The sequence below is a fragment of the Mycobacterium sp. G7A2 genome (genome assembly GCF_041902445.1).
GTDB lineage: Bacteria > Actinomycetota > Actinomycetes > Mycobacteriales > Mycobacteriaceae > Mycobacterium.
Window position 1 is genome coordinate 3,909,138 of record NZ_CP169251.1, and the last position, 26,402, is coordinate 3,935,539.

The 26,402-nt window shown below is 68.2% G+C and carries 29 protein-coding genes; 5 read left to right on the top strand and 24 right to left on the bottom strand.

Features of this window, described 5'->3' with window-relative positions; genetic code table 11:
• Positions 1-15 precede the first annotated feature (15 nt).
• From ACEWX3_RS18600 to ACEWX3_RS18620, 5 genes are all read right to left on the bottom strand, one after another.
• Positions 16-873 carry a siderophore-interacting protein gene (locus ACEWX3_RS18600; RefSeq protein ID WP_207067510.1) on the bottom strand — a complete coding sequence of 286 codons (858 nt, stop codon included), beginning with the start codon at positions 871-873 and terminating at the stop codon, positions 16-18.
• Positions 874-942: 69 nt separating this feature from the next.
• Positions 943-2,076, bottom strand: a complete 1,134-nt coding sequence (gene dprA / locus ACEWX3_RS18605; protein ID WP_374157291.1) for a DNA-processing protein DprA — start codon at positions 2,074-2,076, stop codon at positions 943-945.
• Positions 2,076-3,584, bottom strand: coding sequence for a YifB family Mg chelatase-like AAA ATPase (locus tag ACEWX3_RS18610; RefSeq protein ID WP_207067508.1), 1,509 nt, complete (start codon positions 3,582-3,584; stop codon positions 2,076-2,078). Before ACEWX3_RS18610 ends, dprA begins: the two co-directional genes overlap by 1 nt.
• A complete protein-coding gene (locus ACEWX3_RS18615) occupies positions 3,584-3,955 on the bottom strand; it encodes a YraN family protein (RefSeq protein ID WP_374157292.1) in 372 nt (123 codons plus the stop codon). Before ACEWX3_RS18615 ends, ACEWX3_RS18610 begins: the two co-directional genes overlap by 1 nt.
• Before the next feature lie 90 nt (positions 3,956-4,045).
• Positions 4,046-4,786 (bottom strand): TetR/AcrR family transcriptional regulator C-terminal domain-containing protein, encoded by a 741-nt coding sequence (locus ACEWX3_RS18620; protein ID WP_374157293.1) that lies wholly within the window; start codon positions 4,784-4,786, stop codon positions 4,046-4,048.
• 79 nt (positions 4,787-4,865) lie between these two features.
• Here ACEWX3_RS18620 and ACEWX3_RS18625 point away from each other — a divergent pair, with 79 nt between their 5' ends.
• Entirely contained in the window at positions 4,866-5,243 is a 378-nt protein-coding gene (locus tag ACEWX3_RS18625; protein ID WP_374157294.1) for a VOC family protein, read from the top strand.
• A gap of 64 nt (positions 5,244-5,307) precedes the next feature.
• A complete protein-coding gene (locus tag ACEWX3_RS18630) occupies positions 5,308-6,135 on the top strand; it encodes a DUF1206 domain-containing protein (RefSeq protein WP_374157295.1) in 828 nt (275 codons plus the stop codon).
• Here ACEWX3_RS18630 and ACEWX3_RS18635 read toward each other — a convergent pair whose 3' ends face one another.
• The 8 genes from ACEWX3_RS18635 to rplS form a co-directional block, all read right to left on the bottom strand.
• Entirely contained in the window at positions 6,136-6,942 is an 807-nt protein-coding gene (locus ACEWX3_RS18635) for an acyl-CoA thioesterase (RefSeq protein ID WP_374157296.1), read from the bottom strand.
• A complete protein-coding gene (locus ACEWX3_RS18640; protein WP_374157297.1) occupies positions 6,939-8,156 on the bottom strand; it encodes a CoA transferase in 1,218 nt (405 codons plus the stop codon). Before ACEWX3_RS18640 ends, ACEWX3_RS18635 begins: the two co-directional genes overlap by 4 nt.
• Positions 8,157-8,201: 45 nt before the next feature.
• The gene (locus ACEWX3_RS18645; protein WP_374157298.1) at positions 8,202-9,095 is read right to left on the bottom strand and encodes an aldo/keto reductase; all 894 of its coding nucleotides are present in this window, start codon (positions 9,093-9,095) and stop codon (positions 8,202-8,204) included.
• Between the two features lie 43 nt (positions 9,096-9,138).
• Complete coding sequence (locus ACEWX3_RS18650; RefSeq protein ID WP_374157299.1) at positions 9,139-9,912, bottom strand: HAD-IIA family hydrolase; 774 nt, start codon at positions 9,910-9,912, stop codon at positions 9,139-9,141.
• A gap of 20 nt (positions 9,913-9,932) precedes the next feature.
• A complete protein-coding gene (locus ACEWX3_RS18655; RefSeq protein ID WP_152516630.1) occupies positions 9,933-10,238 on the bottom strand; it encodes a DUF2469 domain-containing protein in 306 nt (101 codons plus the stop codon).
• Entirely contained in the window at positions 10,235-10,960 is a 726-nt protein-coding gene (locus ACEWX3_RS18660; protein WP_374157300.1) for a ribonuclease HII, read from the bottom strand. Before ACEWX3_RS18660 ends, ACEWX3_RS18655 begins: the two co-directional genes overlap by 4 nt.
• 37 nt (positions 10,961-10,997) lie before the next feature.
• Positions 10,998-11,801: a signal peptidase I gene (lepB, locus tag ACEWX3_RS18665; protein ID WP_374159892.1), complete on the bottom strand. Its 804-nt coding sequence runs from the start codon at positions 11,799-11,801 to the stop codon at positions 10,998-11,000.
• Between the two features lie 91 nt (positions 11,802-11,892).
• Complete coding sequence (gene rplS / locus ACEWX3_RS18670) at positions 11,893-12,234, bottom strand: 50S ribosomal protein L19 (protein ID WP_043407602.1); 342 nt, start codon at positions 12,232-12,234, stop codon at positions 11,893-11,895.
• 361 nt (positions 12,235-12,595) lie between these two features.
• Between rplS and ACEWX3_RS18675 the strand changes: the two genes are divergently transcribed.
• Entirely contained in the window at positions 12,596-13,534 is a 939-nt protein-coding gene (locus ACEWX3_RS18675; protein ID WP_207067497.1) for a hypothetical protein, read from the top strand.
• Between the two features lies 1 nt (position 13,535).
• Here the strand turns inward: ACEWX3_RS18675 and trmD are convergent, their stop codons facing one another.
• The 6 genes from trmD to ACEWX3_RS18705 all read right to left on the bottom strand — a co-directional run bounded on the left by trmD (position 13,536) and on the right by ACEWX3_RS18705 (position 17,462).
• Positions 13,536-14,222 carry a tRNA (guanosine(37)-N1)-methyltransferase TrmD gene (gene trmD, locus ACEWX3_RS18680; RefSeq protein WP_374157301.1) on the bottom strand — a complete coding sequence of 229 codons (687 nt, stop codon included), beginning with the start codon at positions 14,220-14,222 and terminating at the stop codon, positions 13,536-13,538.
• Between the two features lie 12 nt (positions 14,223-14,234).
• Positions 14,235-14,753, bottom strand: coding sequence for a ribosome maturation factor RimM (rimM, locus tag ACEWX3_RS18685; protein WP_374157302.1), 519 nt, complete (start codon positions 14,751-14,753; stop codon positions 14,235-14,237).
• 6 nt (positions 14,754-14,759) lie between these two features.
• On the bottom strand, positions 14,760-15,002 hold the full coding sequence (locus tag ACEWX3_RS18690) for an RNA-binding protein (protein ID WP_003881089.1): 243 nt from the start codon (positions 15,000-15,002) through the stop codon (positions 14,760-14,762).
• 7 nt (positions 15,003-15,009) lie between these two features.
• Positions 15,010-15,504: a 30S ribosomal protein S16 gene (gene rpsP, locus ACEWX3_RS18695; RefSeq protein ID WP_374157303.1), complete on the bottom strand. Its 495-nt coding sequence runs from the start codon at positions 15,502-15,504 to the stop codon at positions 15,010-15,012.
• Positions 15,505-15,677: 173 nt separating this feature from the next.
• The gene (gene mgtE, locus ACEWX3_RS18700) at positions 15,678-16,991 is read right to left on the bottom strand and encodes a magnesium transporter (protein ID WP_374159893.1); all 1,314 of its coding nucleotides are present in this window, start codon (positions 16,989-16,991) and stop codon (positions 15,678-15,680) included.
• Positions 16,992-17,042: 51 nt separating this feature from the next.
• Positions 17,043-17,462: a nuclear transport factor 2 family protein gene (locus tag ACEWX3_RS18705; RefSeq protein WP_207067492.1), complete on the bottom strand. Its 420-nt coding sequence runs from the start codon at positions 17,460-17,462 to the stop codon at positions 17,043-17,045.
• Positions 17,463-17,507: 45 nt separating this feature from the next.
• Here ACEWX3_RS18705 and ACEWX3_RS18710 point away from each other — a divergent pair, with 45 nt between their 5' ends.
• Positions 17,508-18,404 carry a D-alanyl-D-alanine carboxypeptidase family protein gene (locus ACEWX3_RS18710; RefSeq protein ID WP_374157304.1) on the top strand — a complete coding sequence of 299 codons (897 nt, stop codon included), beginning with the start codon at positions 17,508-17,510 and terminating at the stop codon, positions 18,402-18,404.
• A gap of 74 nt (positions 18,405-18,478) precedes the next feature.
• Positions 18,479-19,309, top strand: a complete 831-nt coding sequence (locus ACEWX3_RS18715; RefSeq protein ID WP_207067490.1) for a D-alanyl-D-alanine carboxypeptidase family protein — start codon at positions 18,479-18,481, stop codon at positions 19,307-19,309.
• Between the two features lie 72 nt (positions 19,310-19,381).
• On the opposite strand, the gene ACEWX3_RS18720 is transcribed toward ACEWX3_RS18715, so the two are convergent.
• The 5 genes from ACEWX3_RS18720 to ACEWX3_RS18740 form a co-directional block, all read right to left on the bottom strand.
• Positions 19,382-20,449, bottom strand: a complete 1,068-nt coding sequence (locus ACEWX3_RS18720; protein ID WP_374157305.1) for an amidohydrolase family protein — start codon at positions 20,447-20,449, stop codon at positions 19,382-19,384.
• On the bottom strand, positions 20,449-22,017 hold the full coding sequence (gene ffh, locus ACEWX3_RS18725; RefSeq protein ID WP_374157306.1) for a signal recognition particle protein: 1,569 nt from the start codon (positions 22,015-22,017) through the stop codon (positions 20,449-20,451). Before ffh ends, ACEWX3_RS18720 begins: the two co-directional genes overlap by 1 nt.
• 45 nt (positions 22,018-22,062) lie before the next feature.
• Complete coding sequence (locus ACEWX3_RS18730; protein WP_374157307.1) at positions 22,063-24,540, bottom strand: [protein-PII] uridylyltransferase; 2,478 nt, start codon at positions 24,538-24,540, stop codon at positions 22,063-22,065.
• 82 nt (positions 24,541-24,622) lie between these two features.
• On the bottom strand, positions 24,623-24,961 hold the full coding sequence (locus ACEWX3_RS18735) for a P-II family nitrogen regulator (protein ID WP_011779408.1): 339 nt from the start codon (positions 24,959-24,961) through the stop codon (positions 24,623-24,625).
• Between the two features lie 33 nt (positions 24,962-24,994).
• Positions 24,995-26,347: an ammonium transporter gene (locus tag ACEWX3_RS18740; RefSeq protein ID WP_207067486.1), complete on the bottom strand. Its 1,353-nt coding sequence runs from the start codon at positions 26,345-26,347 to the stop codon at positions 24,995-24,997.
• Between the last annotated feature and the right edge of the window lie 55 nt (positions 26,348-26,402).

Genomic DNA, 26,402 nt, shown 5'->3' on the forward strand with positions numbered 1-26,402 from the left:
CTCGCTGCGACAGGGCTATTTCGACTCCGCTTCGGCGAGTTCCTTCTTCCACTGCCGGAACGTCTCCTCGGTGCGGCCACGGCGCCAGTACCCCGAGATCGAGGACGCCCACTTGGCGTCGACGCCGCGTTCCTTGCGGATGTAGGGACGCAGGTTGTGCATGACGGCCTGCGCCTCACCGTGGATGAAGACCTGCACCTGACCGGGCAGCCACGAAGTCTCCTTGACCGCGGCGATCAGCGGGGCGTGGTCGCCGGCGTTGTCCTCGGGTACCAGGTCGGCGCGGCCGCCTCGGTAGATCCAGAACACGTCCACTCCGGCCGGGGCCGCGAGTTCGACCTGGTCCTCCGGGCCGGCCACCTCGATGAAGACCTTCCCCACCGCATCCTCGGGCAGCGCCTCGAGCGCCACGCTGATGGCCGGCAGGGCAGCTTCGTCACCGGCGAGCAGGTGCCAGTCGGCTGCGGGGTCCGGTGAGTAGGCGCCGCTGGGGCCCATCACGAACATCCTTGTCCCGGGGGCGGCGGACGCGGCCCACGGACCGGCGACACCGTGCTCGCCGTGCACGACGAAGTCGATGGTGAGCTCGCGCCGTTCCGGGTCGGCGTCGCGCACGGTGTAGGTGCGCACGGTGGGCCGCCGATTGGCGGGCAACTCGGTGAAGCTGTCCAGCGTCAACGGCTGCGGCAGTTCGGACACGTCGACATCGTCGTCGACGAAGACCAGCTTGACGTAGGCATCGGTGTAGTCGTTCGGGGTGAACGTGTCGAAGCCGGTGCCTTCACCCGCACCGCCGAGCACCACGCGGACGACGTGCGGGGTGAGCTGCTCGGTGCGCACGACTTCGAAGGTGTGCACGGGACGTCCTGCCACTTGATGTCCTTTGCTGCGCGTCGGGTTGTCTGCACCCGACTATACGAGCGCGGTCAGCGTCGCAGGGTCCTAGCGTTTGGCCAGCTTCCAGCAGCCGTCGACCTGCGTGACCAGCCCACGTACGTCCAGCATGGTCAACGGCCCCAGCACATCGGTGACCGGCAGGCCGGCTGTGACAGCGATCTCGTCGACCGTGCGACCACCGCGGCGTGGAAGCGCTTCGTACACCGCGAGCTCGGTGCCGGTGAGGGCGTCGAGCTCGGATACCGGGCGTTCCAGTTCGGGGGCGAACTCCCCCATCCGCCCGATCAGCTCCACGATGTCGGCCGCCCGGGTGATCACCTTGTCGCCTCCGGCGATCAGCGCGTGGCAACCGACTGACGACGCCGAGGTGATCGGCCCGGGCACCGCACCCACTATCCGACCCAACGCATCCGCCCAGGCCGCGGTGTTGGCCGCACCGCTGCGTACCCCGGCCTCGACGACCACCGTGGCCCTGCCCAGCGCGGCGACGAGGCGGTTGCGGGACAGGAACTGTCGCCGGGTGGGCCGCATTCCGGGCGGATACTCGCTGACCAGCAGGCCGCTGCGGCTGATGCGGTGGAACAGTGCAGAGTGTCCCGACGGGTACGGGACGTCGACGCCACAGGCCAGTACCGCAACCGTCACGCCGTCGGCGGCGAGTGTGGCCCGATGCGCGGCACCGTCGATGCCGTAGGCACCGCCGGAGACCACCGCGACGTCGCGCTCCACCAGTCCGACTGCCAGGTCCCCGGCCACGTACTCGCCGTAGGCTGACGCCGCCCGCGTGCCGACCAGAGCCGCTGATCGTTCCGCGACGTCGACCATCGACGCCGGACCGACTGTCCACAGCACCAGCGGGGCATGCGCCTGCGCCCGCTTGTCGTCGACCTTGACATGGGGGAATGCGGTGAAGGCGAGTCCGGGGTACTCGTCGTCGTCCACGGTGACCAGTCGTCCCCCCATCCCGTCCAGGATGTCGAGATCGGCCTCGGCGCAGTCGAGTTCGTGCCGCGCGCGGGTGCTGCGCGCCAAATGCTCACCGAGATGTGGGTGGCGGCGACGGATGCGGTCGGCGGCCTCCACCGCGCCGACCGCGGACACCAGCTGCGCCAGAAGAGGGTTGGGCGGTTCGGCGACCCGGGACAGGTAGGCCCACGCCCTGCGGGTGACGGCGTCCATCAGTGTGCTCCTGACTGCCGGAAGGACAGGGCGCGCGCGACGTCGTCGACGTTGGGTGCGGTGCGGCCCCCGAGATCGCACAGCGTCCACGCGACGCGCACCGTCCGGTCCATCCCCCGAATGCTCAACGCCCCGCGGTCTACGGCTGTCTGGATGGGTTTCATCGCCTCACCCCCGGGCCGGAACCTGCGTCGCAGCAGAGCGCCGCTCACCTCTGCGTTGGTCGCGAATCCATAAGGACGCCAACGTTCTTCGGCAGCCCGTCGCGCCGCCCAGACCCGTTCTCGGACGGCGGAGGTCGACTCTCCGTCCTCGGTGATGAAGGAGCCCGCCCGTGAAGCGTGCATCTCGACGCGCAGGTCCACCCGGTCGAGCAGCGGACCCGACAGACGGCTGCGGTATCGCCGCCTGTCGGCCGCACCGCACACGCAGTCGCGAGGGTCGGGCGGGGCGCAGGGACACAGGTTGGCTGCCAGCACCAACTGGAACCGGCACGGGTAGCGCGCCACCCCGTCGCGACGAGCCAGGAAGATCTCACCGTCCTCGAGCGGTGTCCGCAGCGCCTCGAGTGCTCCGGAGTTGATCTCGGCGAATTCGTCGAGAAACAACACGCCGCGGTGAGCACGGCTGACCGCACCAGGTCGCGCCATCCCGACGCCGCCACCGACGAGCGCAACCACGCTCGAGGTGTGATGGGGCGCGACGAACGGCGGTCGGGTGATCAGCGGCCGATCACCGGCGAGCAGACCGGCCACCGAGTGGATGGCGGTCACCTCCAGAGACTCCTCTTGAGAGAGATCCGGCAGGAGTCCGGGAAGGCGTTGTGCCAGCATTGTTTTGCCGATTCCGGGCGGCCCGGTCATCATCACGTTGTGCGCGCCCGCGGCAGCCACCTCGATGGCGTAGCGCGCTTGATGCTGACCGACCACATCGGCCAGATCGGCGGCGGGATCGGACGGTGGCGCGGGCGTGTCGATGCGGGGATCGAGTTCACGCTTGCCGGCCAGCCAGCCCCATAACTGACGCAACGTCCGCACGCCGAACACCTCGACTCCCCCGATCAGGCTGGCCTCGGCGAGATTGTCGACGGGCACCACCACCGTGGGCCAGCCCTGCCGTTGGGCAGCCAGGACGGCGGGCAGCACCCCGTTGACCGGCCGGACCCGGCCGTCGAGCGCGAGCTCGCCGAGCAGGACCGTCTTCTCCAGGCGCGGCGGCGATTTCTTCGCATGTGCCGACAACACGACCGTGGCCAGGGCGAGGTCGTACATCGAGCCCGCCTTCGGCAACGTCGCCGGCGACAACGCCAACGTCAGCCGCGACATCGGCCATTCGAACTTGCAGTTGGTGATCGCGGCGCGAACCCGGTCCCGCGACTCGTGCAGGGCCGCGTCGGGAAGGCCGACCATGTGGACACCCGGCAGACCGGACGCGATGTCGGCCTCGATCTCGACGATCTGACCGTCCACCCCGCACACCGCTACCGAGAATGCTCTGCCCAGTGCCATCACGCCACCCCCTGCAGGTGGATCAGTTCGGGGGTGCGCCGCCGCCCGATCCGGACGGTGACGACGTCGATACGCACGGCCGCCCAGCCGGTCCGCTGCTGGGACAACCACAGCCCGGCCAGCCGCCGCAGCCGACGAACCTTGGCCGGGGTCACCGACTGCTCCACCCCACCGAAACGATCGCTGGTGCGTGTCTTGACTTCGACGAACACCACGGTGGCGGTCGCGTCGTCCGCGGCGATGACATCAAGTTCGCCGTACCGGCACCGCCAATTGCGGGCCACGATCCGCAGCCCGAGCCTCTCCAGATGGTCGGCAGCGAGTTGTTCCCCGAGCGCCCCGATCTCGGCGCGGTCTCCTGTTGTGGTCATGCGCTCACGCTGCATCCAGGTCCCGACAGAAACGATGCGTTCGTCAGCGCTCATCCCAAATCGCGAGTTCATCCCCAGGCGCGAGGGGCTTCACCGCGATTCGGTGCAGCCGAGACCGTCGAGGATGACCTGCAGGCCGAAGTGGTACGCGTGGCGCGCGTCGTGCGCGGCACCGTGAGCCCGGCCGGCGGCCGTGCCGATCCGAGACGCCAGCGGAAATCGGTCGGCCACCCCGAGCCGGGCCAGTTCCGCGCCCTCGCGGTCCCACCAGTCTCCGGGTGTCTCGCCGTCGCGTTCCCGGGCGGCGTGACTCAACGCGCGCGCCGCCGACCGGGTGAAGTCCAGCACCAGAGACAGCGCCGCATCCTTTTCCACATCACCGACGGCCAGCGACTCGACGGCGGTGAGCTCCCGCTCGTACTTGGCGAGTGTCCCCGGACCCAGAACGGCGCGCTCCGACTCGATGTCGGCCAGCCAGGGATGGTCAGCGAACAGCGCGAGGTTGTCGGCCGCAACCACGGTGAGCCGGGCGCGCCAATCACCATCGCCATCACCGAGGACATCGCCGGGGACAGCACCGACAGCCATCGTCGCCCGACAATCGTCGACCATGAGCTCCAGCAGTTGCTCACGGCCATCCACATACGAATAGAGCGACATCACCGGCACGCCAAGGGCTTCCGCCACGTGACGCAGCGTGAACGCGATGCCGATGCGGTCGGCCACCGCGACGGCGGCGGAGACCACCTGGTCGTGGGTCAGTTTGGGCGGTCGGCCGCGGCGGGGCGCGGCCGGCAGTTCGTGGCGCCACAACAGGTCGACGGTGTTCACGGATCACTCCCGGTCATTGCATTTTCGTACAAAGTACGGATACTATTTTCCGTACGCAATACGGAAAAGAGGAGCGTCCATGAAAGTCTCGGCCACAGCCATCTCGCTCAACGTCGCCGACCCGCAGGCATCGGCGGACTTCCTGTGCCGCCACGTCGGTCACACCGTCGCCATGGAGGCCGACGGGTTCGTCTCGCTGACCCACCCGGACGGTGGGCCGAACATCGTCTACCTCCGTACCGGCCTCCCCAGCTTCAAGCCCGCGCACCGCGCCGGAGCCGCCGGCGACGGCCTGTTGCTGGCGTTCGTCGTCGACGATGTCGACACCGCATACCGGGCCCTGCACGCCGCCGGCGCCAAAGTGGTCACCGAACCCGAGACGGAACCGTGGGGGGAGCGTTTCTGTCAGTTCGAGGACCCCAACGGCGTCATCGTCCAACTCGTGCAGTGGGTGTGACGCACCGGTTTCGGCATCGTCAAAAAGGGGGTACCAGCCACCCATCGCCGACCAGGAGGACGTGATGGGCACCAAGAGCGCACCCCGATCAGCGCACGGCATCGCCGACCGTGCCACCGACAGCAGCGCCTTCGAGAACACCGCTCGGGTGGGGTTCGCCGCCAGCGGCGTGCTGCACCTGCTACTTGCCTACATCGTGTTGCGGATCGCGCTCGGCGGCGGCGGAAACGCCGACCAGTCCGGGGCTCTGGCGACGCTCGCGGGCCAGACCGGGGGCAAGATCATGCTCTGGGTCGTCGCGATCGGGTTGGCCGCGTTGGGACTGTGGCGTGTCGCCGAAGCGGTGATCGGATCACGGCCCGGCGAACAGGGCGGCAGCGGCGATGACAGCGGCTGGTGGAAGCGGGGCAAGGCCGCAGGCCTGGCCATCGTCAGCTTCGCTCTCGCCTTCTCGGCCGCGCGCTTCGCCATGGGCAGCGGGCAATCCGACAGCCGGCAGAACAGCGGGATGTCGGCGCAGCTGATGCAATCCGGTTGGGGCAAGGCGCTGCTCATCGCCGTAGGCATCGGCGTGTTGGCCATCGGCGGATACCACGTCTACAAGGGTGTCTCCCAGAAGTTCCTCGACGAGCTGCGGGTTTCCGGCGGATCGGCGATCGTGGCGACCGGCGTCGCCGGATACACGGCCAAAGGCGTGGTGCTGGGTGGCGCCGGCATCCTCGTCATCGTCGCCACACTGCAGGCCGACCCGTCGAAGGCCAGCGGGATCGATGCGGCCGTCAAGACGCTCGGCCAGGCTCCGTTCGGCAAGTTCCTGCTGATCCTGGCCGCACTCGGGCTGGCTGCCTACGGCGGATACAGCTTCGTGCGCAGCCGCTACAACCGCATGTGATCACCCGGCCGGTTCACGCTCGGCGATCAGGCCCTCCTGCACCAGGGTGGCCACCTGGTCGCCGTCCGCGCCGAGCAGATCCGCGGTGACCACCGCGCGGCCCCGTGCCCCCGCAGGCGAGCGGCATTCCAGCAGGTTCCACCGGTCTGCGCACACGGGGCGGTGGAACCAGATCGACGAATCGGTGGTACCGCTGCGGTGGCTGCGTGAGCGCATCGAGTGACCGTGTACCTGCAGAGCCGGGTCGATGAGGTAGATGTCGGTGACGTAGGCCGCCACCAGCAGATGCACGAGCGGATCGGCGGGCACCTCGACGGTGGCCCGCCACCACAGCCGCCTGACGAACCCGTCGTCATCGGCCACGTCGGCGAAGCGGATGTCGAGCTCGTCGAGCGGCAACGACGGGGCCGGTCCCGGCGGTCCGGTCGGCGCCAGCTCGGCCGGGTCACCGGGTAGTGCCCGGTGGCCGTGCTCCGGGCCTGGCAGCGCGGCGGCGAACGACACAGATGCCGTGGTGAGCAACCGATCCCCCTGGCGTCCTTCGACCCTGCGCGACGCCGCGGTACGCCCGTCGAACACGGCCTCGACGCGGTAGTCGACCGGCTCACCGGCATCACCGCCGCGCAGGAACTGCAGATGCACCGATGTCAATGCCTTGACCGGGTCCACCGTTCGACTGGCCGCGGCCAGGCTCTGGGCCATCAGCTGACCGCCGTAGGCGCGCTTGCCGGCCGGGCCGCTGGCCCGTCCCCGCCAGGTGTCGGACCCGGCGTCGGTCACCTCGATCAGGTCGAGCAGTGCACTCACGCCACCACCCCGGCAGCGAAGAGCGCGTCGATCTGACCGCCGTCGAGAGACAGCCACTCGCCCAGCACCCTCGCACTGTCCTCACCCAGCGCCGGAGCGGGCTCCGCGGCGGGATAGGTCCCGTCGATCGATACCGGCAGACCGGCGGCCAGGTACCGGCCCACGCGGGGCTGGTCCAGTTCGGTGAACATCGGGTTCGCGGTCACCTTGGCGTCGGCGGCGGTGTCCGCGAACGTCTGGTACCGCTCCCACAGCACCGAGGACGCCGACAGCGCCGCGCCGATCTCGGCTCCGGTGTGGGCGCCGAACCATTCGCCGAACAGTCCCGACAACGCCTCGCGGTGGCGGTACCTGTCCCCTTCGTCGGAGAAGTCAGCGCCGAGCGAATCTGCCAGTGCCGCAACAGATTCGGCGGTTCCCGTCAACGCTGTCAGGTCACGGAAGTGCCGGCTGGTCAGCGCGACGACCATGAACGCGACTCCGTCGCGACTGGTGAAGTTCTGGCCGTAGGTGCCGTAGACCGCGTTGCCGATGCGCTGCCGCGAGGTGCCGTTGACCATGGCCTCGGTGAGCAGGCTCAGATTGCCGGCGGTGGCCAGCGCGACGTTCTCCAGCGGGATGGTGATGTGCTGGCCGCGGCCGGTGGCATCACGGTGCCGCAGCGCCGTCACCACCGACAGCGCCGAGTAGACACCGCAGGTGACGTCCCATGCCGGCAGCACGTGGTTCACCGGGTCGGCAAGCTCGGCGGGCCCGGTGACCAGCGGGAAACCGATGGCGGCGTTGACGGTGTAGTCGACGGCCGTGCCGCCGTCGGCGCGGCCGGACACCTCGACCTGGATCAGATCCGGCCGCACAGCCCGTAGCGTCTCGTAGGAATGCCATTGCCGGCCAGCGACGTTGGTGATGAACACTCCGCAGTCACCGATCAGTTGCGCGACGAGTTGGCGCCCCTGTTCGGCGCGCATGTCCACCGCCAGCGACCGCTTGCCCTTGTTCAGCCCGGCCCAGTAGATGCTGTCGCCGGATTCGGTCAGCGGCCACCGGTGATAGTCGGCGGCGCCGCCGATCGGGTCGACCCGCAGCACGTCCGCCCCGAGCTGCGCCAATGTCATACCCGCCAGGGGGACGGCGACGAAGCTGGAGATCTCGACGACGCGCACCCCCGCCAGCGGGCGGGTGGGGTCAGCCTCAGCAGATACTGATTCGGTCACGGGGACCGAGTCTAGGGAGCGGCGCCGGCGTCCGACGGCAGTGGTTCAGGCTTCGGGAATCGACACCCCGAATTTCTCACGGGTGACGTCCTCGGGGTCGGGGCCGCCGCGGACCCCGGTGTCCAACCCGTCGATCGCGGTGAGCTGATCGGCGGTCAGCTCGAAATCGAAGACGTCGAAGTTCTCGGCGATGCGGGCCGGGGTGACTGACTTGGGGATGACCTGTCGACCCTGCTGCAGGTGCCAGCGCAGCATCACCTGCGCCGGAGTCTTGGTGTGCGCGGCGGCGATGTCGGCGATCACCGGATTGTCCAGCGTCGAGGTGTGCGCGCCGTCGCGATAGAACGTGATGCCGCCGATCGGCGACCAGGCCTGATTGAGGATGCCGTGCGAGTTGTCGAAGACCAGCAGCTCGGACTGGCGGAAGTACGGATGCACCTCGATCTGGTTGACCGCGGGAGGGGTGGCGGTTTCGGCCAGCAGCCGGCGCAGATGTGCCGGCATGAAGTTCGACACCCCGATGGCACGCACCTTGCCGTCGGCGTAGAGCTTTTCCAGGGCGTTGTAGGCCGCCACGGTGAGGTGGAACTCCCCCGGCAAGGCCTGGTGCAGGATGAGCAGGTCGATCTGATCGACACCGAGCTTGCCTGCGCTCTTGTCGAAGGCGTGCAGCGCGGCGTCGTAGCCGTAGTCGGTGATCCAGGTCTTCGTCTCGATGAAGACCTCGTCGCGGCTCACACCGGACCGTCGGATGGCCTCGCCGACCTCACGCTCGTTGCCGTAGACCGCGGCGGTGTCGATGTGGCGGTATCCGGTCTGCAGCGCGGTCACCACGGCATCGACCGTCTGCTCGGGCGGGGTCTGATAGACGCCGAACCCGATCGCGGGGATGTGCACGCCGTTGTTCAGGGCCAGGGTGGGGATTGTCGTACTGCTCATCGTCGGGGTGTACCCGCCCTGCTGCGGTGGATACCGGCACAGATCAGATGAGCTCGATCGCCTCGGCGATGGACGGCAGTACCCGGCTGGGCCGGAACGGATAGCGCTCGACGTCCTCAATCGTCGTCGACCCGGTCAGCACCAGGATCGTCTCCAGGCCGGCCTCGATGCCGGCGACCACGTCGGTGTCCATCCGGTCGCCGACCATGACCGTGCTCTCCGAATGCGCCTCGATCCGGTTGAGGGCGCTGCGGAACATCATCGGGTTCGGCTTGCCGACGAAGTACGGGTCGCGTCCGGTGGCCTTGGTGATCATCGCGGCCACCGACCCGGTGGCCGGCAGCGGTCCCTCGGCCGAAGGGCCGCTGACATCGGGGTTGGTGGCGATGAACCGCGCCCCGCCGAGGATGAGGCGCACGGCCTTGGTGATCGCCTCGAACGAGTAGGTACGGGTTTCGCCGAGCACGACGAAGTCGGGTGACGTGTCGGTGAGCGTGTAGCCGGCCTCGTGCAGCGCGGTGGTCAAGCCGGCCTCACCGATCACATACGCCGAACCGGCGGGCTGCTGGTCGGCGAGAAACGTCGCGGTCGCCAGCGCCGAGGTCCAGATCGCCTCCTCGGGCACCGCGAGCCCGGAGCGCAGCAGCCGGGCGGCCAGATCGCGCGGCGTGAAGATCGAGTTGTTGGTCAGGACGAGGAAGGGCCGCTCACGCTCGGTGAGCGTCTGCAGGAACTCCGCCGCTCCGGGCAGCGCGTGTTCCTCGCGGACGAGCACGCCGTCCATGTCGGTCAGCCAGCACTGGGGTGTGGTGCGCACCCGACCAGTGTGTCAGGCGGCTACTCCGGCAACCGCAACTCGGGCTTGTCCACCTCTTCGATGTTGACGTCCTTGAACGTGATCACCCGGACCTGCTTGACGAAACGGGCAGGTCGATACATGTCCCACACCCACGCGTCGCCGAGTCGCAGCTCGAAGTAGACCTCACCGTCGGAGTTGCGCGGCACCATCTCCACACTGTTGGCCAGGTAGAACCGCCGCTCCGTTTCGACGACATAGCTGAACTGCCCGACGATGTCCTTGTACTCGCGGTACAGCGAGAGCTCCATCTCGGTTTCGTACTTTTCGAGATCTTCGGCACTCATCGACTCAGCTGTCCTTCGTGTAGTTCGCCGTTGCGCGGCATGTCCTCAGGCATCCTCTCGCAGTCCAGTTCTGCATGCGCCCTGGGTTCCCCGTTTCCGACCAACCGCCGCACATTGATGAACGAATAGCGGTGCTGGCGCGACGGCCCCAGCCTGTTCAGCGCGGCGCTGTGCGCTCGCGTGCTGTATCCCTTGTGCTCGGCGAATCCGTAGCCGGGATGTTCGTCATCCATCGCGACCATCAACCGGTCCCGGCTGACCTTGGCCAGCACGCTGGCCGCGGCGATGCATGCCGCCGCGGCATCACCACTGATCACGGGGAGCGACGGCACCGGCAGACCCGGTACCCGAAACCCGTCGGACAGGACGTAGCCCGGCCGCACCGACAACCCCGCCACCGCCCGGCGCATTCCCTCGATGTTGGCCACGTGCACCCCGCGGCGATCCACTTCCGCCGAGGGGATGAACACCACGTGATACGCCAGCGCGTAGCGCCTGATCACGGGAAACAGCCGCTCCCGCTCGGCCTCGTTGAGCTTCTTGGAATCGTCGAGCGCGGCGAGGCTTTCGAGCCGGTTCGGACCGAGCACGCATGCCGCCACGACAAGCGGCCCCGCGCACGCCCCGCGGCCCACCTCGTCGACCCCGGCCACCGGGCCCAGGCCCGCTCGGTACAGGGCGGACTCCAGAGTGCGCAGGCCCGATGATCTGCGGATCACCATTCTCGGGGGCCACGCCGGCACGTGTCAGGGCCTCCTGTCAGGTCTGCGGGTTCACCGAGTTCACGCCACCCCAGCGACCGGGCGGCCACGCGATGAACTGTGCTTTTCCGATCACATTGTCCACCGGGATGGTCCCGGGCGTGGGGTCGCCGGTGCACATCAGACCGCGTTGGGCGTCGGCGGGCACGTTGGCACAGTGCGTGCGCGAATCCGCCGAGTGGGTGCGATTGTCGCCCATCACCCACAGTCGGTTCTCCGGCACCGTGACCGGTCCGAACTCCGGCCCCAGGCACGGGTACACCGCCGGGTCGGCCATCATCGTGGTCGGGTCCAGGTAGGGCTCGTCGAGTCGTTTACCATCGACGGTCAGCCCGGTGTCGGCGCGGCACTGCACGGTTTGCCCGCCGACCGCGATGACTCGCTTGACCAGGTCGTTTTCGTCCGGCGGCACGAACCCGACGAACGACAGCGCGTTCTGCAGATACCGGATCGCGGTGTTGTCCGACCGGATCGACTGATAGCCGATGCTCCAGTTCGGCGGGCCCTTGAAGACGACGACGTCGCCCGGTTGCGGGGAGCCGAACCGGTAGCTGAGCTTGTCGACCATGATGCGATCGCCGACGCAGCCGTTACAGCCGTGCAGCGTGGGCTCCATGGATTCCGACGGGATCAGGTAGGGCCGCGCGATGAACGTCAACATCACGTAGTACAGCACCAGCGCGATGCTGACCAGGATCGCGAACTCGCGCAGCGCGCCACGCTTCTTCTTGCCGGATTCCTGCTCGGCCTCAGCGTCCGGGTCCGCCGTATCGGCGGGGTGCTCGGAATCGGGGTTCTCGATCGTGCGCTCGGGCGAGTCGTCGGGTACGGAAGGTCCGGTCACGGAATCAGCGTAGCCAGGGTGCCGAGCATGTCGGCACGCCCGGTCAGAGTCAGCGCTTTTCCTTGATCTTGGCCTTCTTGCCGCGCAGCTCGCGCAGGTAGTAGAGCTTGGCACGCCGGACGTCACCGCGGGTGACGACGTCGATGTGGTCGATGTTGGGCGAGTGCACCGGGAACGTGCGCTCGACGCCGACGCCGTAGCTCTCCTTGCGGACCGTGAACGTCTCACGGATCCCGCCACCCTGGCGCCGGATCACGACACCTTTGAAGACCTGGATGCGCTCCTTGGAGCCCTCGATGACCTTCACGTGGACGTTGACGGTGTCGCCGGGGCCGAACTCCGGGACATCGTCACGCAACGACGTCTGGTCGACGAAATCCAGGGTGTTCATCGGTGGCACTTCCTCGTTGTTGGCGGCTCGTGGCAGACGCCTCGAGGGGCGCATGCCGAGCCGATGGTGTGTTCGGGCGTCTGGGGCGAGTCCTGCGGCGAAGCGACATCACCGCGTAGATCGCGCTGCGTCGTCTCCGGCCGTGCACAGACAACTGCCCAATTGTGCCAGACGCAGCCCCGATCCCCGAAATCCGGCGTCGCGGTGACCGGGCACCGGGCCATTGCGTGTCCATGACCACAGTCGTCGCCCCAGCGCAAAGTGGGTATCCGGGCGATACCCTGGTGCCCGGGCGCCAGAACGGCGGACGGCAGCGATGTTCTTACGAGCGATGGTACGGACGCCTTTGGAGGATCCAGTGATGCAACGGCCGTGGCGGCTGGCGCGGACGACCGCGGCCCTCGTGGGCGCCGTGATGGTCATGACCGCGTGCGAAGCCGCCGTGCACGGCAGTGCGCCGGCGCCGTCGGGACCACAGATGACGGTTGTGGCGCCGCTGGGCGGCATGGCCCCGCTGCCGGAGGCCCCACCCGACGCCCCGACCTCCGCGTTCACCGGCCTGGCCGAGCGCGAGGAACAGGCCACCGCCGAGGCCGCCGCCGCAGGTGCCGACATCACCGCGGCGGTGCTCGACCGCAACACCGGCCAACTGGTGACCAACGGCAACGGCAGGACCATCGCCGTCGCCTCGGTCGTCAAGTTGTTCATCGCCGACGATCTGCTGCTGCAGGTCGCGCAGGGTTCGACGACGCTGAGCCCCGAGGACTGGCAGTCCCTCGACGTGATGCTGCGGTCGTCCGACGACAGCGCCGCGGAGGTGTTCTGGAATCGCAGCGGCGGGACCGCGATCATCGACCGCGTGGTGTCCCGCTACGGCCTGGCACAGACCCGCGCGCCGAGCAACGGACGCTGGTACAACACCATCAGCACGGTCACCGACCTGGTGCGCTACTACGACATGCTGCTCGCCGGGACCGGCGGACTGCCCGCCGAGCAGGCCGACGTCATCCTGACCAATCTGGCCGCCTCGACGCCGACGGCACCCGACGGCATGGTTCCCGGCGGCGTGTATCCCCAGCGGTTCGGCATTCCCGAGGGTCTGCCCGGCGAGCCGGTCGCGGTCAAGCAGGGCTGGATGTGCTGCATCGGATCCGACTGGCTGCATCTGTCCACCGGGGTGATCGGCCGCGACCGCCGGTTCGTGATGGCGATCGGCTCGATGCAGGCCACCGATGCCGGCACTGCCCGTGAGACCATCACCCAAGCGGTGCGCACGATGTTCCCGCAGGGGCTGGCCTGATTCAGTCGAGCAGGTCCGGACGCCGCTCCCGGGTGCGTTGCAGTCGCTGTTCGCGTCGCCATTCGGCGACGCGGGCGTGGTCGCCGGAGAGCAGGACCGGCGGAACCTCCAGCCCGCGCCAGCTCGCCGGCCTGGTGTAACTGGGGCCCTCCAGCAGGCCGCCGACCAACGCGGAGTGCGAATCGTCCTGATGCGAAACCGGATTGCCGAGCACATCGGGAAGCAGGCGCACCACCGCCTCGATCATGACCAGTGCCGCCGACTCGCCGCCGGGCAGCACGTAGTCCCCCAGCGACACCTCGGCGACGCGTATCCGGCGCGCGGCGTCGTCCACGACCCGCTGGTCGATGCCCTCGTAGCGGCCGCAGGCGAACACCAGATGGGCTTCCCCGGCCCACTGGTGGGCCATGGACTGGGTGAACAGCCGGCCTGCGGGCGTGGGAACGACGAGAAGCGTTTCGGGTGAACAGACCTCGTCGAGCGCCTCACCCCACACCGGAGCCCGCATCACCATCCCGGGCCCGCCGCCGTACGGCGAGTCGTCCACCGAGCGGTGCACGTCATGGGTCCAGGTGCGCAGATCGTGCACGCCCAACTCGACGATGCCCGCCTCGATCGCCTTGCCCGGCAACGACTGCCGCAACGGCTCGAGGTACTCGGGAAAGATCGTCACCACGTCGATGCGCACCGCAGCGACTCCCTAGAGATCCAGCAGACCGTCGGGCGGGTCGATCTCGATCGCGTTGTCCGCCAGCGACACCGACACCACGATGGCCGAGACGAAGGGCACCAGCACCTCGGCTCCGTCACCCGCGCGAACGGCCAGCAACTCCCCCGCCCCGGTGTGCAGGACCTCGGTGACGGTTCCGACGACACGTCCCCCGGAGGTCGACACCGTCATGCCCTCGAGCTGGTGGTCGTAGAACTCGTCGGGTTCCTCGATGGGAGGCAGGTCCGCCGAATCGACCAGGAACACCGTGCCGCGCAACCGGTCAGCGCTGTCACGGTCGCCGACACCGTCCAGCCGCACCAGCAGGCGGCCGCCGTGCTCACGGACGGACGCGACCACGTACTCGGTCTCGGCTCCCCCGCGGGGGGTGCGGCCGCGCAGCGTGACCCCCGGGGCGAACCGGTCGTCCGGATCATCGGTGCGGATCTCGACAGCGAGTTCGCCGGTGACGCCATGCGCCTTGACGACCCGCCCGACCACGAGGTCCATGTGCGGCTACTGGTCGGTGTCCACCACGTCGACGCGGATACCGCGCCCGCCGATACCGGCGACCAGCGTGCGCAGTGCGGTCGCGGTGCGTCCACCGCGCCCGATGACCTTACCCAGGTCATCGGGGTGCACGTGGACCTCGACCGTGCGGCCGCGGCGGCTGGTCACCATGTCGACGCGGACATCGTCGGGATTGTCGACGATCCCGCGGACCAGGTGTTCGACAGCGTCGACGACAACAGAGCTCATCGGGGGCTCAGTTTTCGGCGGTGGCGGAGTCGGTCTGCTCGGTGGCCTCGGCCGGCTCAGCAGCGGCGGGCTCGGCGGCGGCGGGCTCGGCGGCTGCCTCGGCGCTCTTGGCCGGCGCCTTCTTCTTCTTCGGCGTCGTGGCCTCGGTCGTCGCACCACTCTCGGCCTCGGCCAGCGCAGCGTTGAACAGATCCAGCTTGCTGGTCTTGGGCTCCTTGACCTTCAGCGTGCCCTCGGCGCCGGGCAGGCCCTTGAACTTCTGCCAGTCACCGGTGATCTTGAGCAGCTGCAGAACCGGCTCGGTGGGCTGGGCACCGACGCCGAGCCAGTACTGGGCACGCTCGGAGTCGATCTCGATCAGGCTCGGATCTTCCTTGGGGTGGTAACGGCCGATGACCTCGATGGCGCGTCCCTCACGACGGGTGCGGGCGTCGGCGACGGCGATGCGGTACTGGGGGTTGCGGATCTTCCCGAGACGGGTGAGCTTGATCTTGACAGCCATGTCGAACTACTTCTCCTGTGGTTGCCACGCTGCAATTCAGCGATCGCCGGCGGGATGCCGGGACCCGGTTTTGCTTGACGTGTGTGACCAGAGCACGGCACGTCCACGAAGGACACCGCGCCCGGACAGCCGCCCATTGTGCCAGACCACGGCGCTCGGCAGAAAATCGCGACTCAGATCCCGAGAACCGCCTTGGCGATGAAGAAGTAGACCAGCAGACCGCTGGCATCGACGAATGTCGAGATGAACGGGTTGGCGAACACCGCCGGATCGGCGCGGATCGCCCGGGCGATCAACGGCATCACCCCGCCCACCGTGGCTGCCATCGTGCACAACGCCAGGAAGGTCAGCCCGATCACGGTCCCGATGTCGACGCCGTAGATCAGCGAGACGATCGTGAACGCCAGCCCCCCGAGCACCACACCCAGTGACAGGCCGACCCGGAACTCGCGGAACAGCACCTTGCCCAGGTCCTGCGGTCTGACGTCGCCGAGTGCCAGCGCCCTGGTCACGGTCGTGGCCGCCTGGTTTCCCGTGTTGCCACCGGTGCCGATCAGCAGCGGGATGAACAGCGCCAACGTCACGACCTCGGCGAGCGTCTCCTCGAACACCTCGAGGACCTGGACGGTCAGCGTCGCGCCGACCGCCAGCACCAACAGCCAGACCACCCGCGATCGCATCAGCCCCAGCACCGGGGCCGTCAGGTAAGGGCGGCGCAGCGGCTCGACGCCGCTGATGCGGGCCTGGTCCTCGGAGTCGGCGTCCTCCAGGATCGACAGGGCGTCGTCGACGGTCAGGATTCCGACGATCCGCGTCTCGTGGTCGACGATCGGCAGCGCCAGCATCTTCAGGTCGGCGCAGCGCCGGGCGGCGGTCTCGGCGTCGTCGGTCGCGTGAACCCACTGGGCGGGTTGCATCACCTGCCCCACCGTCGTCCCCGGAGCCGCTTTGAGCAGTTCGCGCAGGCTGACGACCCCGATCAGGGTGCGATCGTCGGCGGTCACCGGCAGCGTGTAGACCGTCTCGGCGTCGTCGAGGTGGTCGCTGAGCTTGGTCAACGCGGTGGCGGTGGTCCACTCGGGGCGCACCCGCACGAACTCCGGGCTCATCCGCCGCCCGATCGAACCCTGCGGGTAGCCGAGGATCTCGGCGGTCATGTCCCGCTCGTCGGCCGGCAGGCCCTGAAGCAGTCGGCGGGCCAGGTTCGCCGGCAGTTCGTCGAGCAGCTCGACCCGGTCGTCGGGATCCAGATCGGCGAACAGCTCGGCGGTCTGCTCGTCCTGCAGGGCGAGGACCAGGTCGCTTTGCAGGCTGGGGTCGAGAACCTCGAACACCTCCAGCGCGCGTCCCTTGGGCAGCATCCGGTAGGCGACCGCGCGCTCGTTGCTGTCGAGTCGCTCCAGGATGGCCACGATCTGGCTGGTGGGTAACGGGCTGATGAACGCGGTGAGTTCCGCGAAAGCGCTTCGCGCTATTGCCTGTTCGATGTTCCTGACGGTGGAGTCGGGGACGAGGTCATCGACGTCGGTCACATCAGGTCAGAGTAGTTTGTCGAAGCACTTCGTCTCGACCCGAGAGGTGATCCGCCAGCCCTGGGGGGTCCGGATGAACTCGTCGTCGTACCACAGCCCGCAGAACAGGATCTGCTTCGCCTCGGCGTCGATCACCATCGGGTTGAAGCAGATCACCCGGGAGCTCGCGGTGTCCCCGTCGAACACCACAGACAGGTTGCCCAGCATGTGCGAATACACCGGGAAGTTCGGCAACACCTCGGCCAGCCACGCCTTGACCTCGGGATAGCGGCCGTCGATGCCCCCCATCGCGCGGTAGTCGATGTACGCATCGGGGGTGAACACCGCGTCGAGGTCGTCGAACCGACGGCGGTCGATCGCGGTCGAATAGTCGACCAGCAGCTGCTGGATCTCCATCCGGTCGGAAATCTCCTCGAGGCTCAGCACGCATCGATTGAACACGATCCACGCCCGGGTTTAGGCTCACCGGACATGACAAGGCTTCTCGCGTGTCTGGGGACGACGCTGTGTCTGCTCGCCGGCGTGACCCTGGGCCCCACCGCACCGACGGCGACTGCCATACCCGCTGCCGGGGTCAGCCAGCCCGCCGGATCGGTGCCGGTCCCGGGTGGCCCCGCCGAGGCCTGGGTACTCGCCGACATGGACACCGGCGAGATCCTGGCCGGACGCAACGAACATGCGGCCTATGCCCCGGCCAGCACCATCAAGGTGCTCACCGCGCTGACGGTCCTCGACGAGCTGCCGCTCGACGCGACGGTCGTGGCCAACGAGGCCGACACCCGCGTGGAGTGCAATTGTGCCGGCGTCACCCCCGGCATGACGTACACCGCCCGGCAGCTGCTGGAAGCCATGTTGCTCGTCTCGGGCAACGATGCGGCCAACACGCTGGCCACGATGCTCGGCGGCCGGGAGGCGGCGCTGATGAAGATGAACGGCAAGGCCGCTCTGCTCGGCGCGTACGGCACCAACGCCGGTTCGCCGTCGGGCATCGACGGCCCCGGCATCGACATCTGGTCGACGCCGCGAGACCTGGCCGTCATCTTCCGCGCCGCCGTGGCCAACCCGGTGTTCGCGCAGATCACCGCCCAACCCAGCGCGGTCTTCCCGACCCGCGACGGCGACCGCGTGCTGGTCAACCAGGACGAACTGCTGGTCCGCTACCCGGGCACCTTCGGGGGCAAGACCGGCTATACCGACCTGGCCCGCAAGACGTTCGTCGGCGGCGCCCACCGGGGCGGCCGAAATCTGGTAGTGGCGATGATGCACGGACTCAACAAGGAGGGCGAGCCCACGTACTGGGACCAGGCGGCCGCCCTGTTCGACTGGGGCTTCGCCGTCCCGGCCGGTTCCGGCGTCGGCCGTCTGTGAGCTCAAACTCCCGATACCCGATGGTGACCGGATCGCGCGCTTAGCGAGTCCTGACGTCACTAGCGTCGCGACACGTGCGACGACGATTCGCGGGGCTGGCGCTCGCCCTCTGCGCGGTCCTGCCGGGCGCGCAGCTGTCGTCGGCACCCTGGGCCCACGCCCAGCCCGAACCCGCTGCCGCCCAGTCTGTCCCGGCCGGGGGCCCGGCCCAGGCCTGGTTGGTGGCCGACCTCGACACCGGACGGGTGCTGGCCAGCCGTGATCCCTACGGGCGCTACGCCCCGGCCAGCACCATCAAGGTGCTGCTGGCGATGACGGTGCTGGACCGGTTGAGTCCGGACAGCTTCGCCAGGGCCAACGCGTCACACACCACCGTCGAGTGCTCCTGCGTAGGCCTGGAACCGGGGCAGGCCTACACCACTCGCCAACTGCTCGAAGCCATCCTCATGGTGTCGGGCAACGACGCCGCCAACATGCTCGCCGACATGCTGGGGGGTCAGCAGGTCGCTGTGGCGGCGATGAACCGCAAGGCGGCTCTGGTCGGCGCGCGGGCCACGAAGGCCTCGTCACCGTCGGGCCTCGACGGTCCCGGGTGGGAGTCGGTGACCACACCGCACGACCTCGCGGTGATCATGCGCGCGGCGCTGCAGTATCCGTTGATCGCCCACATCATGCGCTCTCCGTCAGCGCAGTTCCCCGGCAAGACGATTCACAACCAGAACGAACTGCTGACCCGATACCCCGGTGATCTCGGCGGTAAGACGGGGTACACCAACTTGGCCCGCAAGACCTATGTCGGCGCCGCGCAGCGCGGCAACCGCCGTCTTGTCGTGGTGCAGATGTACGGCAGCGGGGACCTCTACGGTCAGGCCATCGAACTCCTCGATTGGGGCTTCAGCCACTGATCGGGTGCCGCGAACGTGCGTTACCGGTAGCCGGTGGACACGCGACGCTACGGTAGGTGCACGCTCGCGGCGTCAGAAAACCTTGCCGCGCAACATCACCAGCGCAGGATTGCCCAGCACCTCGGGCCCGCCGCGGGGATCGTCGTCGAAACACACCAGATCCGCTGATGCACCGTGTTCGAGAGTGGGACGGCCGAGCCACCGGCGGGCATCCCAGCAGGCCGCGCCGAGCGCGTCGGTCGGAGTCATGCCGATGCCTTTGAGCGCCTCGACCTCGTCGGCGATGCGGCCATGCGCGACGGCGCTGCCCGCATCGGAGCCGGCGTAGATGGGAACCCCGGCTTCCCGGGCGGCGCCGATGCGTTGGGCACACGATCGGTGCAGCGCCAGCATGTGCTGCTGGTACTTGGGGTATTTCCCCGCGCCGGCGGCGATGTCGGGGAAATTGTCGATGTTGATCAGCGTCGGCACCAGGGCCGTGCCGTGCTCCACCATCAGGTCGACGGTGTCCTCCGTCAGGCCGGTGCCGTGCTCGATGCAGTCGATGCCCGCCCGGATCAACCCCGGGAGCGCGTCTTCACTGAACACGTGCGCGGTGACCCGCGCGCCGTTGGCGTGCGCGGCATCGATCGCCGCTTTGAGCACCTCATCCGACCAGAGCGGAGCCAGCTCGCCGAGGTCGCGGTCGATCCAGTCACCGACCAGCTTCACCCAGCCGTCGCCCCACCGGGCCTGTTGGGCGACCGCATCAGGCAGTTGCCACTCGTCTTCGAGTTCAATCGCAAAGCCGCGTTGGTAACGCTTGGGCCGCGCCAGGTGGCGGCCGGCCCGAATGATCCGGGGCAGATCGGCACGGTCGTCGAAACTGCGTGTGTCGGTGGGTGAGCCGGCGTCGCGCAGCAGCAGCGCCCCGACCCCACGCTCGGTTTCGGCCTGTTCGACTGCCTCGTCCATCTCGATCGGACCGCCGGGACCGAGTCCGACGTGGCAGTGCGCGTCGACCAGACCCGGCAGGATCCAGCCACCGTCGAACACGGTTTCCGCGCCGGCGACCGGTTCGGCGCTCAATACGCCGTCGATTGTCCACCACTGCACCGGCTCACCGTCGGGCAGGCTTCTGCCGCGAACGTGCAGCCGCATCAATTCCCCTTCGGGAACTTCAACTTCGACAGATCGATGTCGGCGAGACCCGGAGGCAACTCGTCGAGACCCTTGGGCATGTTGGACAGATCGGGGAAACCGGCAGGCATACCGCCCATGCCGGCCCCGAGCGGATTGCGCGTCTTGGGCGGGGTGGGACCCTTGCCACCCTTCTTGCCCTTCTTGCCCTTACCCTTGGCCGCCTTGCGGGTGTTCTTGCGGCCGAACGGCATTCCCATCTGGCCCGCCATCGACGACATCATCTTGCGCGCTTCGAAGAAGCGGTCGACGAGCTGGTTGACCTCGGAGACCGACACCCCGGAGCCGTTGGCGATGCGCAGGCGACGCGACGCGTTGATGATCTTGGGGTCGGCGCGCTCCTGCGGCGTCATGCCCCGGATGATCGCCTGGACCCGGTCGAGTTGGCTGTCGTCGACGGCGGCCAGCGCGTCCTTCATCTGGCCTGCGCCGGGCAGCATGCCCAGCAGATTGCCGATCGGACCCATCTTGCGGATCGCCAGCATCTGCTCGAGGAAGTCCTCCAGCGTCAGCTCACCGCTGCCGATCTTGGCCGCGGTCGCCTCGGCCTGGGCCTGATCGAAGTGTTGCTCGGCCTGCTCGATCAGCGTCAGCACATCGCCCATGCCGAGAATTCGGCTGGCCATGCGGTCCGGGTGGAAGACGTCGAAGTCCTCGAGCTTCTCCCCCGCCGAGGCGAACAGGATGGGTGCGCCGGTCACCTCGCGGACCGACAGTGCGGCGCCGCCTCGCGCGTCACCGTCGAGCTTGGTGAGCACGACGCCGGTGAACCCGACGCCTTCCCGGAACGCGTCGGCCGTCGTCACCGCGTCCTGACCGATCATCGCGTCGAGGACGAACAGCACCTCGTCGGGATTGACCGCATCGCGGATGGCGGCGGCCTGACGCATCAGTTCCTCGTCGATGCCCAGTCGACCCGCGGTGTCGACGATCACCACGTCGTAGTGCTTGGACTTGGCCTCGTTCAGGCCCGCCGCCGCGACGGCCACCGGGTCGCCGGCGGTCATCTGTTCGAGTTCGGCACCGCCGGGCGCGACGCCGGGATGCGGGGCGAAGACGTGCACGCCCGCGCGCTCACCGGTGATCTGCAGCTGGTTGACCGCCCCGGGGCGCTGCAGGTCGCACGCCACCAGCAGCGGTGTGTGCCCCTGGCCCTTCAGCCAGCGGGCCAGCTTGCCCGCCAGCGTGGTCTTACCCGAGCCCTGCAGGCCGGCCAGCATGATCACGGTGGGTGGGTTGCGCGCGAACGCCAGTTGGCGGGTCTCTCCGCCGAGGATGCCGATGAGCTCCTCGTTGACGATCTTGACGACCTGCTGGGCCGGGTTGAGCGCCGCCGACACCTCCGCGCCCTTGGCCCGGTCCTTGATGCGCGTGACGAACTGCCGCACCACCGGCAGCGACACGTCGGCTTCCAGCAGGGCCAATCGGATCTCGCGGGCGGTGGCGTCGATGTCGGCGTCGGTGAGCCGGCCTTTGCCACGCAGTCCCGAGAGAGCTCCGGTCAACCGGTCGGACAGCGATTCAAACACGCACCCAAGACTACTTGTAGTGGGTCTGCCCGCTCGAACGCGGCGTCAGCTGGCCTGTTCGGCCGGCTTGGCGGGCGGCGGAGTCGGCAGCACCGCGAACAACTCGGCCTCCAGGTTCTGGCGCACTGCCGTCTCGTCGGCCCCGGCGGCCAGGACGATGCCGAAGGCGTCGACCACCGAGGATCCCAACGTGGTTACCTTCGCCCACGAGATGTCGACGTCGGCGCGCTCGAACACCGCGGTCAGCAGAGCCAGCAGACCGGCCCGGTCGGTGGCCCGGATCTCGGCGACCACCTGGTCGGTGCCGTCGCTGTGGTGCCAGAGCACACGCGGTGGCGCCGCCGGCGCGTTGATCGGTACCGCGGCACGCACTTCGCCCGCCCGGCCCGGTCCGGCGCTCTCGGCGTCCTTCTGCTCGAGCGCTCGGACCACGTCCAGGTCGCCGTCGAGGGCCAGGATCAGTTGTTGACGCAGCAGCTCCGCCGCCGGCGGGGCACCGAAGCGCGGTGAGACGACGAAGGTGTTGATCGCCGCGCCCTGGTGACCGTTGACCGACGCCGAGTGCACCCGCAACGAGTTCAACGCCAGCACCCCCGCCGCCTTCGACAGCAGTCCTCGACGATCAGGGGCAATCATCGTGACGTTGAAGATGTGTGCGGTGTCGGCCGGGGTGAGTTCGACATGGACTTTGTGCTGCGCGGCCAGCGACACGAACCGCGGGTCCACGGGATCGGGTTGCGGCAGCGGTTCACCGGCCATCGCCAGCCGACACCGACGCACCAGGTCGCCGATCAGTGAGGCCTTCCAGTCGCCCCACACCCCGGGGCCGGTGGCCAGTGAGTCGGCTTCGGCCAGAGCGTGGAGCAGCTCGAGCACCACCAGATCGCCGCCGAGGGCGTCCACCACGGTGGCGATCGTGTTGGGGTCCTGCAGGTCTCGACGGGTCGCGGTTTGGGCCAGGAGCAGGTGGTGGCGCACCACTTTGGCGAGGATGTCGATGTCCGAGGGCCACAACCCCAGCCGATTTCCGATCTGGGTGGCCAGCTCCGCGCCGATGACGCTGTGGTCGCCGCCACGACCCTTGCCGATGTCGTGCACCAACGCGCCCAGGACCAAGAGATCCGGGCGTGCCACCCGGGTAGTGAAAGCACTTGCCCGAGAGACGGTTTCGACGAGGTGACGGTCGACCGTCCAGATGTGCACCACGTCGCGGGGCGGCAGATCCCGCACCGCCCCCCACTCGGGGAACAATCTGCCCCACAGCCCGGTCCGGTCGAGCGCCTCGATGGTCGCCACCGCGGGCGGGCCGGCAGCAAGCATCACGAGTAAGTCCTTGAGCGCTTGTCGGGGCCATGGAGTGCGCAGCTCCGGCGCATTCTCGACAAGGCGACTCAGCGTGGAGGAAGCCATCGGCAGACCGGTCGTCGCCGACGCGGCGGCGACGCGCAGAATCAGTCCGGGATCACGCTCGGGACGCGCGTCACGGGCGAGGATCACCTCGCCGTTGAACTCGATCACCCCCTCGTCGAGCGGACGGCGCACCGGCCTACGCAGCGCGGCCAGCCCGCGGCGAGGCAAGGCGTTGGCGGCCGTCCGGATTCCGGCATCGACGTAGTAGCTGACGGTGCGTGCGGCGTCGGAGAGCATGCGCGCCAAGTCGAATCGATCGCCGATGCGCAGTGCGGCGCCGATCTCGTCGGCATACTGGGCCAGCAGCAGTTCGCGGCCTTTGCCCGCCACCCGATGCAGTTCGGTGCGCACGTTGAGGAGCGAGAGATGCGCGTCACCAAGGGTTTCGGTCGGTGAGACCAGTGAGCGGGACGGATAGACGTCGGCGAGCTGGGCGATGGCCAGCGCGTTGAGCAGCTGAACGTCGCGCAGTCCTCCCCTGCCGCACTTGAGGTCGGGTTCCGCCCGGTGGGCGATCTGACCGCTGCGTTCCCAACGCGCTTTGGTGTGCTCGACCAGTTCGTCGAACCGCGAAGCGATCCCGGTGCGCCACTGCCTGCGCGCACCCCCGATCAACATCGCCGACAAGTCGGGGTCACCGGCGATGTGGCGCGCCTCGAGCATCGCCAACCCGGCCGACATGTCCTCCCCGGCCACAGTCAGCGCCTGCTCGACCGTCCGCACGCTGTGGTCGATGCGGATGTTGGCGTCCCACAGCGGATACCACAACAACTCGGCGACCTCGGCGACGACGTCGGTCGGCATGTCGTCGTGCACCAGCATCAGGTCGAGATCCGAATACGGCAACAACTCGCCCCGGCCGAGCCCACCGGTGGCGACGATCGCGAACCCGCTGCTCGCGGTGATGCCGATCTCGGTGGCCTTTGTGGTCAACCAGAAGTCGTACAGATCGAGCAGGGCATCGCGAAGGGCGGCCGACTCGAGTTGGCGAGAGCCTCCGACCAGCAGCTGCTCGGCGGCCGCTGCCAGATCGGTCGCCGGCCGAGACGAACCCGCCGCCGGGCGCACCCATCGGGGCGCTCCGGCGGCGGGGTCTGCTTTCCGCTCTGTCATGACTGTTGTCCTCCCGGCACTTAACGATCCAGCGCTCACACGGCGCAGAGCCGGGAGACGACGTCCTCAGATGGATGGGCGATTACAGGGCGTCGGCCCCCCGCTCACCGGTGCGGACTCGGACCACGGTCTCGACCGGGCTTACCCACACCTTGCCATCGCCGATCTTCCCGGTACGGGCGGCCTGGACGATGACGTCCACGACCTTGTCGACGGCGGCATCGTCCACGACGACCTCGACCCGCACCTTCGGTACGAAATCGACGGAGTACTCGGCACCGCGGTACACCTCGGTGTGGCCCTTCTGGCGACCGTAACCCTGAACCTCGCTCACGGTCATTCCGAGGATACCCGTCTGCTCGAGACCAGTCTTGACGTCCTCGAGAGTGAACGGCTTGACGATCGCAGTAATCAGCTTCATGTAGTTGATCCCTTCCGATGAAATTGTCGCCGATCAGGCGAGCTCGTAAGCCGTTTCGGCATGTTCGGTTTCATCGATACCAGTGTCCTCGTCTTCCTTGGACACCCGCCAGCCCAGTGGCTTGACGATGAAGGCGATGATGAGGGTCATGACCGCGGTGAAGATCACGGCCACCAGCGCGATGACGAACTGCACGACGAGCTGCTCGAAGCCGCCGCCGACGAACAGGCCGGCGTCGGTCGCGAAGAAGCCGAGCGAGATGGTTCCCCACAGACCCGCGACCAGGTGCACACCGACCACGTCGAGGGAGTCGTCATAACCGAACTTGTACTTCAGACCGATCGCCAGCGCCGAGAGCACACCCGCGATCGCGCCGACCACGATCGACCAGATCGGGGTCAAGTTACCGCACGCCGGGGTGATCGCGACCAGACCGGCGACGATACCCGACGCGGCGCCGACGCTGGTGGCGTGGCCGTCCCGGATCTTCTCCACCAGCAACCAGGCCAGCATGGCCGCCGCGGTCGCCGCGGTGGTGTTGACCCACACCAGACCGGCGAGCACGTCCGCGGCGCCTTCGGAGCCGACGTTGAAGCCGAACCAGCCGAACCACAGGATGGCCGCGCCCAACAGCACGAACGGGACGTTGTGCGGACGGAAGGCGGACTTGCCGAAGCCACTGCGCTTTCCGAGAAGCAGCGCCAGTACCAGTGCGGCCATACCGGCGTTGATGTGGACCACGGTGCCACCGGCGAAGTCGATGGGCGCCACGTTGGCGCCACCTTCCTCATCGGTGCCGAACATCATCGCCGCGATGCCACCCTCGGCACCCGAGAGCAGGCCGCCGCCCCAAACCATGTGCGACAGTGGGAAGTAGACGAGGGTGACCCAGATGCCGCCGAACAGCAGCCAGGTGCCGAACTTCATCCGCTCAGCCACCGCGCCGCTGATCAGGGCGACGGTGATGACGGCGAAGGTCAGCTGGAAGGCCACCCACACGATGGCGGGCACGGTGCCGAATCCACCGAGCACGAAGGTGTCGACCCCGTCGATCTCGCGGGTTTCGGTGAGCTGGTTCACCCCGAACAACGCAAAGGGGTTGTCGAACAGGCCCAAATAGTTTCCACCGCCGACGTGCGCGGAGGAGAAGGACATCGAATAGCCCCACAACACGTAGATGACGCTGACGACACCCAGGGAGCCGAACGACATCATCATCATGTTCAGGACGGACTTCTGCCGCGACAGCCCGCCGTAGAAGAAGGCGAGGCCGGGGGTCATGAACAACACCAGCGCAGCGGCGGTGATGATCCACGCCGTATCGCCCGCGCTCAGGCCGCCTTCACCGAACGGCAGGAACTGATCATCTGGTATGGCTAGGGCCACGTCATGCAAGCCAAAAACCACTTTGTTTGAACCTCCTTGGGACGTGAGCCGACAT